This window comes from Sediminispirochaeta bajacaliforniensis DSM 16054 (assembly GCF_000378205.1).
Classification (GTDB): Bacteria; Spirochaetota; Spirochaetia; order DSM-16054; family Sediminispirochaetaceae; genus Sediminispirochaeta; species Sediminispirochaeta bajacaliforniensis.
The window spans coordinates 1-10,584 of the sequence record NZ_KB899447.1 but is presented as its reverse complement, the minus strand read 5'-3'; the positions used below and the strand labels follow the sequence as shown (position 1 = coordinate 10,584).

Annotated in this window: 15 protein-coding genes; 5 read left to right on the top strand and 10 right to left on the bottom strand. The window is 45.1% G+C overall.

What is annotated here, in order from left to right; all coding sequences use genetic code 11:
* From F459_RS0121315 to F459_RS0121280, 9 genes are all read right to left on the bottom strand, one after another.
* On the bottom strand, window positions 1-650 hold a 650-nt coding region (locus F459_RS0121315), incomplete at its 3' end, for an IS5 family transposase (RefSeq protein WP_020614678.1).
* Between the two features lie 137 nt (window positions 651-787).
* A complete protein-coding gene (locus tag F459_RS0121310) occupies window positions 788-1,021 on the bottom strand; it encodes a hypothetical protein (protein WP_020614677.1) in 234 nt (77 codons plus the stop codon).
* Window positions 1,014-1,574: a response regulator transcription factor gene (locus tag F459_RS23080; protein WP_245540250.1), complete on the bottom strand. Its 561-nt coding sequence runs from the start codon at window positions 1,572-1,574 to the stop codon at window positions 1,014-1,016. The genes F459_RS0121310 and F459_RS23080 overlap by 8 nt, the downstream gene beginning before the upstream one ends.
* Complete coding sequence (locus F459_RS24490) at window positions 1,571-1,735, bottom strand: response regulator (protein ID WP_245540249.1); 165 nt, start codon at window positions 1,733-1,735, stop codon at window positions 1,571-1,573. Before F459_RS24490 ends, F459_RS23080 begins: the two co-directional genes overlap by 4 nt.
* Window positions 1,736-1,952: 217 nt before the next feature.
* Window positions 1,953-2,285: a hypothetical protein gene (locus F459_RS0121300; protein ID WP_020614676.1), complete on the bottom strand. Its 333-nt coding sequence runs from the start codon at window positions 2,283-2,285 to the stop codon at window positions 1,953-1,955.
* Window positions 2,286-2,423: 138 nt separating this feature from the next.
* Window positions 2,424-3,116 (bottom strand): phosphatase PAP2 family protein, encoded by a 693-nt coding sequence (locus F459_RS0121295; protein WP_020614675.1) that lies wholly within the window; start codon window positions 3,114-3,116, stop codon window positions 2,424-2,426.
* 59 nt (window positions 3,117-3,175) lie between these two features.
* Window positions 3,176-4,036, bottom strand: coding sequence for a phosphatidylserine decarboxylase (locus tag F459_RS22815; protein WP_020614674.1), 861 nt, complete (start codon window positions 4,034-4,036; stop codon window positions 3,176-3,178).
* On the bottom strand, window positions 4,036-4,656 hold the full coding sequence (locus F459_RS0121285) for a CDP-alcohol phosphatidyltransferase family protein (protein WP_020614673.1): 621 nt from the start codon (window positions 4,654-4,656) through the stop codon (window positions 4,036-4,038). Before F459_RS0121285 ends, F459_RS22815 begins: the two co-directional genes overlap by 1 nt.
* A gap of 9 nt (window positions 4,657-4,665) precedes the next feature.
* Window positions 4,666-5,172, bottom strand: a complete 507-nt coding sequence (locus tag F459_RS0121280; RefSeq protein ID WP_169517973.1) for a VTT domain-containing protein — start codon at window positions 5,170-5,172, stop codon at window positions 4,666-4,668.
* 260 nt (window positions 5,173-5,432) lie between these two features.
* On the opposite strand from F459_RS0121280, the gene F459_RS0121275 reads away from it, so the two are divergent.
* The 5 genes from F459_RS0121275 (at window position 5,433) to F459_RS22800 (ending at window position 9,031) form a co-directional block, all read left to right on the top strand.
* Window positions 5,433-6,131, top strand: coding sequence for a response regulator transcription factor (locus tag F459_RS0121275; RefSeq protein WP_020614671.1), 699 nt, complete (start codon window positions 5,433-5,435; stop codon window positions 6,129-6,131).
* Window positions 6,124-7,410: a HAMP domain-containing sensor histidine kinase gene (locus tag F459_RS23415; RefSeq protein ID WP_020614670.1), complete on the top strand. Its 1,287-nt coding sequence runs from the start codon at window positions 6,124-6,126 to the stop codon at window positions 7,408-7,410. Before F459_RS0121275 ends, F459_RS23415 begins: the two co-directional genes overlap by 8 nt.
* The gene (locus F459_RS0121265; protein ID WP_020614669.1) at window positions 7,407-7,958 is read left to right on the top strand and encodes a GNAT family N-acetyltransferase; all 552 of its coding nucleotides are present in this window, start codon (window positions 7,407-7,409) and stop codon (window positions 7,956-7,958) included. Before F459_RS23415 ends, F459_RS0121265 begins: the two co-directional genes overlap by 4 nt.
* Window positions 7,955-8,224, top strand: coding sequence for a holo-ACP synthase (locus F459_RS23075; RefSeq protein WP_020614668.1), 270 nt, complete (start codon window positions 7,955-7,957; stop codon window positions 8,222-8,224). Before F459_RS0121265 ends, F459_RS23075 begins: the two co-directional genes overlap by 4 nt.
* Before the next feature lie 429 nt (window positions 8,225-8,653).
* Entirely contained in the window at window positions 8,654-9,031 is a 378-nt protein-coding gene (locus F459_RS22800) for a DUF6597 domain-containing transcriptional factor (RefSeq protein WP_020614667.1), read from the top strand.
* Window positions 9,032-9,576: 545 nt separating this feature from the next.
* Here the strand turns inward: F459_RS22800 and F459_RS0121240 are convergent.
* Window positions 9,577-10,260 (bottom strand): DUF2786 domain-containing protein, encoded by a 684-nt coding sequence (locus tag F459_RS0121240; RefSeq protein WP_169517934.1) that lies wholly within the window; start codon window positions 10,258-10,260, stop codon window positions 9,577-9,579.
* Between the last annotated feature and the right edge of the window lie 324 nt (window positions 10,261-10,584).

Sequence of the window (10,584 nt, the reverse complement as noted above, 5' to 3'; positions counted from 1 at the left end):
CTTACCGCATAGGTTTTTATGAGTTTAGATTTTTTACAGGCCTTCACATGATTCTTGTAGCCAAAATGCCGTATTCCACCTTTGGTGGTCCATTTAGCGTCGGTATCCTTTTGACTTTTCTTTGATTCATTCCAATTCTCAGGAGTTTTTCCGTCTTTAATCTCTTCGTTTTCTTCTCTACTGTTGCGCTGCTTTGGCGCCTCTACGAAGCTGGCATCAACGATATTTCCGCTTTGCGCAATGACTCCATTTTCCATCAGGAATGAGCGGAACTTTTCGAATAGAATTTCAACTTTCCCTTTCTTTGAAAGGACCTCGCGGAAATGCCAGATGGTCTTTTCATCCGGTACAGTATCATTAATTTGCAGACCGAGAAATCGCATAAACGAAAGTCGGTCTAAAATGTAAAACTGCATCTGAGCGTCGGAGAGATTGTACAATCTTTGCAGCACCAGGATTTTGAACATCATCACATAATCAAACGGAGGTCTTCCTCCAGGTCCTTTTGCTTCTTTACGAAAGGCGTTCTTGAGAATCGGACGAAACATTTCCCAATCGATGTATTCATCCAACTTCCGAAGCGGGTCTCCCTGTTTGCTGATTTCTTCCAAACGAAAATCTTCATCCAAAAAGCCTTTTTGTTGTGCCATCTTTCCTCCTCCTGTAAGGAGAATATCAATAATTACAAAATTTAGGAAATCCCTCTATTTTTTAGAGGTGCCCTTGAATTAAACATGAGCTTATTACTTCGGTAGACCTCCATCAGAACAAGCGGCTGCTGATTATACTAATCGAGCAATGCGTCTGCGTCGGTCGATTCAACATCGTTTTTTTTCACATAATTCTGAAAAGCCTTCACACGATCCTCTGTCCGCTTGACTTGAAAATCTGTTTTTTCCAGCAGTTCATTCATTACAATGTTTCCGCCGTAGTATAGGAAACCCATCAGCAGAATACTGCATAGCGCGGCGATGAACAGCAGGCGAATAAATCGCAAGCTCATTCCAGAACGGTTACGCATCGGCTCCCCCTTTCCAGAAACGATATCCTTTGCCCCATGCCGTCTGTATATATTTTGGCTCCTGCGGATCATCCTCCATTTTCACCCGCAGTTTTCGAATATGAACCATGACCGTGCCATTGGAAATATAGAAATACGGCTCATTCCAGATGGCCTCGTAAATATTTTGCGTGGAGAAAATCCGCCCGGGACTTTTCATCAGTAGGTATAGAGTTTGGTATTCAATCTCCGTCAAGCTGATTTCTTTTTCTTTCACCCAGACTTCGTTGTGATCTTTGGCAATCCGTACATCACCCAGTTCCAGATAGTTGCTTTTGCACAGCTCTCCGGGCTGCTCCTTGCCGCGGTATACGCAGTAGCGGCGCAGAAGCGCTTTCACCCTGGCAATCAGCTCCGCATACGAAAACGGTTTTGGCAAATAGTCGTCGCCGCCAGCGGTAAGCCCGATGAGCTTGTCAGACTCCTGCGCTCTTGCTGTCAGAAATAAAACGGGAACAGCAGACGTCTTGCGAATCTCCTTGCACACGCGCAGGCCGCTCATACCAGGCATCATGACATCAAGAATAACGAGATCGACGCAATCGGCCAGCATCCTAAGCCCTGTTGCCCGTTTTCCGCTTCCAGAATGGTATAGTTTTCTCCGCTGAGAAGAATTCTGATTCCCTCGCGAATTTCGGCCTCATCCTCTACGATTAAAATAGTCTGTGAATTCATGATTGCGTACTCCTTTCAAATCTGACCTAAAACGCCTCCTGTGTGATCTGCACAGGAGGCGTTTTAGTAAAGGAGGAAAAATGAAAAAGAAAATATATTATCCTGCCTCTGTCTGACTTGCTCTCACTGGCAGGAGTGGCACTTGACTCTTGCTTGCTGTGCCGAGCCGATAGAGCTTCTATAATCTGCAACGTAGGACAACCAGTGGTTAAGTATTTTAATTGCCTTTGGTGCTGTTTGTAGCAGGAGCCTTGGTAGCGGGGGCTTTGGTGGTGTCCTTGGCCGCAGGCACCTGAGTTGCAGTATCCTGATTGGTCGTGTTGTTTCCAGCAGGGGCCTGCGTTGAGGGGGTGACAGTATCCTTAGCCGAGGTATCCTTCTTGCTGGTGTCCTGCTGCTGGCTCTGGGGTGTTGTATCCTTGGCATCTGTGCCCTTTTTCTTGTTTGTGCCGCAGCCTGTCAAGGCCGACAGCGACAGAACCAGCGCCAAAGCGATGACCGCAATTCTTTTCCCATTACCTCTTACTTTTTTGAAATTGCTTTCTTTCATGATTAAAATGTTCCTTTCAATAATGTGTTTCGAATGCGTACTTGCTTTCGATGATGCTATTTTATCAGGAACTTCTTAAAATCTTAGCGCTACACTTCTTAATTTTTCTAAAGATTGGCACTAATGCTTTGGGCAGTATCAATTCGTGTTGGTCATGCAGACTTTCCTACGCAGGCGGTCAATCATACGAATATAGAATGCGGATACGGCACAATGGCCCGAAACCCAATATGCTGCAGCGGCCAAGGCGATACCGCCGACCACATCAACAGCCACATGCTGCTTGGTCGTTACCGTTGAAATGCAGATGGCGACAGCAAAGCCATAGGAAAAAATGCGATACCATAATGGGATGCTCTTGTCATTTTTGATTCCTACAGCAGACAGATAGCTTGCAATGCAGTGAATGGAGGGAAATAGGTTATCTGCCGCATCACTGCGGTAGACCAGACGCATTAGTGCGCTCCAAATATCGCTACCAATTACCTCTGGGCGCACATTCGTGGTGGGGAGAATCAGAAAGGATATCAAGCAAACGCACCTTGTGATGAAATCTGCGCAAAAAAACCGATATGCGGACGCCTCGTCCCGGCGAGCAGCTAATATATAATTCACAATCCAGAAAAAATAGCTCAGAATATAGATAGAAACCGTCCATGGTGCAAAAGGAATGACTGCGTCCAGCGGTAAATCCATCTGCGTGTGCTGCCAGTTTTGAGCAATCAGCCGTCCACCGTAATAGGCGATGCCGTTCCAAACAAGAACAAGGGCCAGTGGAATACGGGAGTATTCCGGCAGGAGTTTGTTTCCGCATTTCTTCAAGTATTCCATGTGCAATTTTCTCCTGCGTTTTTTTAAAAGCATGAAGAATATATCTCATGCATTGGCTTTCAGCCACTCCGCTGCTTATCGCTTGTAGGCGGCTCCGGATGTTCCGTGTTTGGCTTTGATGCAATCCACATTCCCTGGGTCACACGAAACTCATCGCCAGCTGCCAAAACCGTTTCAATTTTGGACAAGAGTCTTATTTTCTCTTTCTGGATCAAAAGCACAATTGTCGAGCCGCACAGCTCAAAATGCCCCATAACAGTTCCTTTTTCAAAGGAAGTCTCCTCATATTCGTTGACGATGCCACCAACAGCAAGCGCACCGATCTCAATTTGAATGATAGGGCCAAAATGGTCCGTATCAAGTAGTTTCCAGCATCTGCGATTCAATCGATAAACCGGAAATGCGTCGCAAGCGATCGGCTGAACGCTATGCAGTGTGCCCTCAATCAAGTGGTTCTTACCGATGTAGCCATCATCAACGAACGAATAGTGATGGTAATCTGCCGCCGTGAGGCGGAAAATCAGACAAAGCCCATTACAATATCGTTTGGCAAGCTCCGTGTCGTCTATCAAATCGCATAGCCGATAGTGTGAATTTTTGATGGCAAAGCTGCTGTCAGGCAGAATTGAATATGCACTGAGCAAGCCATCACAAGGACTTGAAAAATGGGAGGGGTTTGGGTCTGTAACGCTGAATTCTTTTCTTCGAGAGAAAAACTCCGCAAAAGAACGGTAACTTATCTCTGGGAAATCCCGCATGGGAATCCTGTGTTTTTTGATATACCGCGGAATCAGGTGCTTTGATAAGGGGGAACGCAGATAGGCTGCCATGACCTTGGGCAGCCCTGCTTTTAGCAGTAGATTGATGAATAACCGCCCGATTGTTGTTTTATAAAAGAACTGCATTATGCGATCTTCCATCAAAAACCACCTTTCGTAAGCAACAGCGCCAGCTCGCTGATTCCAACAAACGACATGACCAATTTACCTGGCAAAGCTGGTTTTTTTAAGTGAAAGGGCGTCACAAATGCAGTTGCCATGAGGAGCAGTATCACTGGAGCGACTGCTTTTAGCAGGAAGCCCGGAATACGAGAGGCGCAAAATAGTAGCGGTAGAATAAGCGCCACAGAGGTTACTGGAAGTCCCTGATAGATCTCGCGTCCTGTATCCGTGCTCTCCTGCCTTTCCGCTTCATCCACATTGAAGTACGCCAGTCGAATGAGCGCACACAGTAGATAGAGCCCGCAAATACTTGAAACAATCATATTTTTAGGACTCAGCATATGTACGATCACGGCGGGCAGGACCCCGAAGCAGACAAGGTCGCTGAGGGAATCAATTTGAATGCCAAAATCCTTTTCTCTGCGCGTCCTTTTCATGGTAGACGCCACACGCCCATCAAACATATCGCAAAAACCGGAAATCATCAGGCAAAGCAATGCCTGCATAATGCTCCCGTCCGCAGCAAAGACAATTCCAAAAAAGGAAGTCAGCATTCCGATGTAGGTGAGAATGACCGTGTAGTTATAAAATCCAAGCATAAGAGCCTCCTAAAGTATGCTGTTGAAAAAAATGCTGTAAAGCAGGATGCACCAGGGCTTTGCAGTAACAATAATCAGAATGTATTTTTTGATGGGCATATTAATCAGGCCGGAAAAATAGCACAGTGCGCAGTCCGGCGCAAACGGGAGAAGAATCGATAGGAAAAACACAACGGTATAGCTTTTTTTTGAAGCTGCCCATTCAACTGCCGCATTGTATTTTTTCTCTGGTATAATCTGCTTTACAAATCCGACCCCAAAGCGCCTTGCAAGCAGATAAGCAATCATGGAGCCAAGACTAATCCCAATATAATTGCAGAGAAAACCACCGGCTGCTCCAAACAATCCAGCTCCTGCTATAAACCCGAAAAAGCTCGGAATGATTGGAAAAAACGCCTGCATGGTTTGAATGGCCGTCAGCATCAGCGGCGCAAGCGAGCCAAACGAACCAATATAGGTGCGTAAGGCTTCTGCCGATCCGAAGTGCCCTCTAAAAAAAACAATGGCAAGGAACACTCCGGAGACAAGAAGCAAAAGTAAGAATACGATGAGAAAATAAATCTTTAGTCGCTTTTCACGCTGTTTCATCCGCACCTCCACAGAAAAAGGAACATATGCATAGCTTTTAATTTCGCATTATACCTACACATTCTGACGCCGGCGCTTACAAAGACCTTAAGTATTCTTAACTCGACAAAATTCGAGTCTCTCCGAGTTGCTTGCAGGAGGCGCGAATGGTAAAATAGCAGTAAAATGCTGAATGAAGGTGCCACAATATGATGGGTGCAGCAAAAATCATGATTGTTGATGATGATTCGGAAATTCGCGAGATTGTCCGTGTTTTGCTGGAGAGCGAGGGCTTTGTCACACTGGAAGCAACGAATGGTGAAATGGCACTCTCCGCTTTTTCTGACGATGTGGATCTTGTGGTTTTAGACGTTATGATGGCAGGTATGTCCGGGTATCAGGTCTGCTTGCAGCTAAGGAAAATCAGCAATGTTCCCATCCTGTTTCTCACCGCGAAAAACAAGGATTCTGATTTGACACTTGGATTTTCCACCGGTGGAGATGACTATCTCGCAAAACCCTTCTCTTATGCAGAGCTCCTTGCTCGAGTTAAGGGACTTCTGCGCCGCTATCAGACCTACAAGGGAAAAAGCGACCTTGCCAACGAGACACCGTTGGAATGGCGCGGAATTGTACTCTACCAGGATCGAAACGAAGCGTGGAAGGACGGCGAAGAATTGAATCTGACCGACAAGGAGTATCAGATCCTCAAATTGATGCTGTCCCATAGAGGAAGACTTTTCTCCGCGCAGAATTTGTATGAAAGCATTTGGGAGGAACCGTTCTTTTACTCCTCCAGCAATACGGTGATGGTTCATATTCGCAGGCTGCGGGAGAAAGTCGAGGAAGATCCGCAGGAGCCGACGCTGCTGAAAACTGTTTGGGGAAAGGGGTATCGCATTGAATAGCAGGAAATACCAATCCCGCCTGGGACTTAAATTCACATCGGTTGCCGCCATTGCTCTGATTATCTCCTTTTCCGTTTTCCTGCTTCTGTACGAAGGCGTTATATGGTGGTTCCTGTATGGATCAGAGTTCGACACCTATTGGACGAACGAGGGAACCGCTGCGGTGGAAAGCTTTCAGGCATATGTAACAGCCAATGAACTGACGATCGATGGGGCCACACGGGATGTGAAATGGGAAAAGACATACCAGACGGCGTACCTGTATTTAGATAACAACCCTATGGCCGATATTCCGGAGGAAGGGGAGGATACACCGGCAGGCATTCCAGTGACTTGTTCAGACGGTGTCATATATGCCTATGCGTATCCGTCTGTCTCCCACTATGACAGCCTTGGGCTGGTAATTTCCCTTGTCATTGCCGCAAGCTGCTTTTTCCTCATCCTGATCCCCTATGTTTATCGGATCATCCATCGAATTACCCACCTGAGCCGGGAGATGGAGATCCTTACCGGCGGCGACCTCAGTTATCACATCGAATCTTCCGGCGAGGACGAATTGGCGGAGCTTGGACGCAGCATTGAAGGAATGCGGCTTTCGGTGATTGAACAGATGGCACGGGAAAACGAGGCGGTTCTGGCAAACAGCCAGCTGATTACCTCGCTGTCCCACGATCTGCGGACGCCGTTGACCAAGCTGACGGGGTATCTTGAGATTCTACGATATAAAAAGTATCGGGACGCAGCAGAAAAAGAACGCTATTTGAATAGTGCGATTGAAAAGGCAACCCAAATGAAAAGCCTTTCTGACGAAATGTTCCGCCACTTTCAGGTCAGCTCCAGCCCCAAGTCACAGGCAGATGATGAGACAGTTTCTGGAACGCTGCTGCTTTCACAGATTCTTTCCGAGATGTGCTTTGATCTGCAGGCAGCAGGCTTTCAAGCAATTCCCCCAGTCATTGACGATGAGTTCAGTCTTTCAATTTCCGTATTTGATATGCGGCGGATATTCGACAATCTGTTTTCAAACATAAAAAAGTACGCCGATCCGTCGAAGCCTATCGTGATTGATGTCAGCAGGCAGGCAGATGAGATCGGTATCGTCATTTCAAATCATATTGGAGAACGCTTGGATATCGTCAGTAACGGGATCGGCTTGCCCACAGTCAAAAAGCTTGTGGAGGAACACGGCGGGAGATTTGATATCACAAAGGCTGACGAAAAATTCTGTGTCCGAATTTTTATGCCGATTACAAACGATAAGGAGACCACCGAGAAATGAGCAAAATTTCTCTTGAAAGATTAACAGAGCCTGAGCTTCCCGCATTTCGAAGCCGTCTTCAGACCGCCTTTTCCGTTGCGGTCATTGAAAAATATGGTTTCATCGGCGGTGAACCGATTCCTCCCGATAAAGACGTCAACGACAATTTTTACAGCACGGGTGCGGAGAGCTTTCATATCCTTTCTGACGGGCAGAGAGTTGGCGGTGTAATCGTTACAATTAACCGGATCACAAACCGTAATCATCTGGATTTCTTCTTTATTGACCCAGAAGTTCACAGTAAAGGGTTAGGGCTCGCCGCATGGAAAGCGATCGAGGCCGCTTATCCGGAAACGGAGAGATGGGAAACCGGTACTCCATATTTTGAGCAGCGCAACATTCACTTCTATGTCAATAAGTGCGGCTTCAAAATAACAGAATTTTACTGCAAGCATCACTCAGACCCCCATGAAGCCCCTTGCGAGGATCACCCCATCGCTGGGATGGAGGATGGCTTTTTTGTATTTGAGAAGGTCATGAACCCGCAGAACACGGAGGCACCATCTTGATTGGCGTCGGCGTTGACATGGTATCCATCCAACGGATGGCGCATCTAATGCAACTGGATGCATTTGTCCGGCGCACCTTTACGGAGCGAGAAATTGGAGCATCCAGATCGGCTCCCTATCAGGCCGAGTGCTTTGCAACGCATTTTGCCGCCAAGGAAGCGGTTTTCAAGGCATTGGCTCATTTTACAAAAGAAAAGCGATTCGACATGAGAATTGTCGAATCGCTTCGTGATGCAGATGGCTTTCCTTATATTGTGAATCAGTGAGGGAATTCGATCCCTAATGAACGAAGCAGGCGTCTCTGCATTATCAATATTGATTTCCACCGAGGGCGATTTTGCGATTGCCTTTGTTGTTGCAGAGTAGCCCAGTGAAACGGACCTCAGACGTATAGCAGCAGGGCATAAATATTTGAATCTGCCGGTTCTGATTTGAAACCGATACACACAAAAGCAAAAAAGAGAACAGTATGAAACTGATGGCGGCCGGAAATTCCTAACGCAATAAACTATAATGTGTTAGGAATTTCCAGCCACCAAAAAATCATTGCTAAATGATGATTGAAACCATGTATGTGAGTCATACATTATATTATTGGTACTGTATTTGATGAATTCGTGGACATTAACTCTTTTTATCAGATGTCATGCTTTGTGCAGGTAACTAATAGATACATGAAATAAAGAAGAAAACAAATGATTCAAGAAGCATTTCGCGTTGTAAAACCGTGCAGTCCCCTTGAAATGTATGTTCGCTATCACTGGATTTTGCATAGTGACACCACCAGCTCACAGCTTACGTTTCCAATAGGCTGTATGCAGCTTGTTTTCCACAAGGGGACGCCTCTTTATGTTTCTACTTCCGGCAGCTTGCAGAGCCATGCAATAGTCTGCGGACAGATTGATTATCCGGCGTATATGAAATCTTTGCGTAATTTAAAAATGATTGTTACAGTGTTCGAGCCGTATGCAGCAGGCTGCTTTTTAAAACTTCCCTGCTATCTTTTATATAATCGTGAGGTTGCTGCGGAAGATTTAGAGGACAGGATGATTAAAGCAGAGAAAAGATCTTGAGATGAGCGAGAAAAGCTGGGAAATTCGGGGATTTTCTGGGATTTAGCGGGAAAGCGAAATCAAAGCAATTACACAATGTGTAAATAATAAAAAGGAAAATCCAAAAGTTAATCCCTTAGCAACGATATGAATCCGAACAGAATAACAATTTTTAACTGATCGCTTATTTGCTGCCCAATGATTTCTAAAAGAAAACTCAGTACCATAGAACATATTGCCTGAAGGTTGATAATCGAAAAGCTATATGTCAAAGGGGACAACATTCTGTAATACCTGTCTGACTCCGCCTGATTCTCTGAACATTTTCCATTCCTGGAAGTGCGATGGACAATAATGTATTCCAGGAGCAACCTCATGTGCATGATCCCTGCACAAGTTTGCATCACAGGTTTTTCCTTCTCCGACTGGAAAATCACAAAGAAAGTCAGAATCATAGCCGCATTCTCTACAGGGGCTATGCGTAACTCCGGGACCGCATATGATCATCACTCCACCGTCTTTCAGTTTTCTTCTGCTACATCCCATTTTTCTCTCCATCTAAGCCTTCATGCTTGTACCTGGCTTATCTGCGTGTTCAAAGGGATCTTTAAGCCTTCTCTTACGCCGTTATAAAAAGCCTTTGAGCCACTTTTTATAAATGTTTCTTTGGTTCTCAATCCCTGTTCCTGTAGATATTCACTAAGTTGAGCGTCTTCTGCAAGTATAAGCGATCGACTTTCTGGTCCAGTTTCTTCCTCAGCTCTTAATTCAGAGAGTGTATATGAAATGCCTGTTGCCATACCAAGACGATAGTTTTCTCGATACTTTTGTTTTGCGTTTTTCGGAATTTCCTTTCTACTTATTCGCTCTACAGCTTTCAATAAATAATCACTCATCCATATACATGTCTGAAGATTATGTTCTTTTCCTACAAACGTGAAAGAATAATGGCCTCCATATCCTTCTCCCGTCAACAAAGCGGAATAGTTTGCTTTTGCTATGTTATATAAGAGTAGACCTCTCCATTGTTTTCTCCGAAATCCATCTTGGTACACAACCTCTTTTATAGTAGTTTTTCCTTCGTTGATATCGGCCATTGAAAGGTTGTACTTAAAGAGCAGCTCGTGAGCTTTCATGATAGCTGTTTCTGCCTCTTCCTTTTCCGGAGAAGTGGCCAAAGAAAGAAGCTTTCGTATCTTCTCCATTACCTGTTTTTGATCATCCATTTTGTGCCTTTTTCCAATATGCATGGTGTTACACAATATTTTGCGTATTATCTTCATCTGGAAGTTCATCAACATATTTTGCTTTTGTTCTCCAGCTTCCTGGACATCCTTTTCTCGTACAAATAACCTGAGAATACTTTGAAATTGTTAGCCGATACCCATTAAATGCTGATCGATTACAGTGTCTCATTCTAACAACAAGATCATTATGGTCGCCTCTTTTTCTGCCACATATGCATCTGGTATATGCACTCATTCTTTTCCCTTCTCCAGTTTACTCAAAAAGGTATCCTTGGCCTTCTTTTAGTTTAAAATTGGATACTAATAGTTCCTTACCAATAAGCGAAT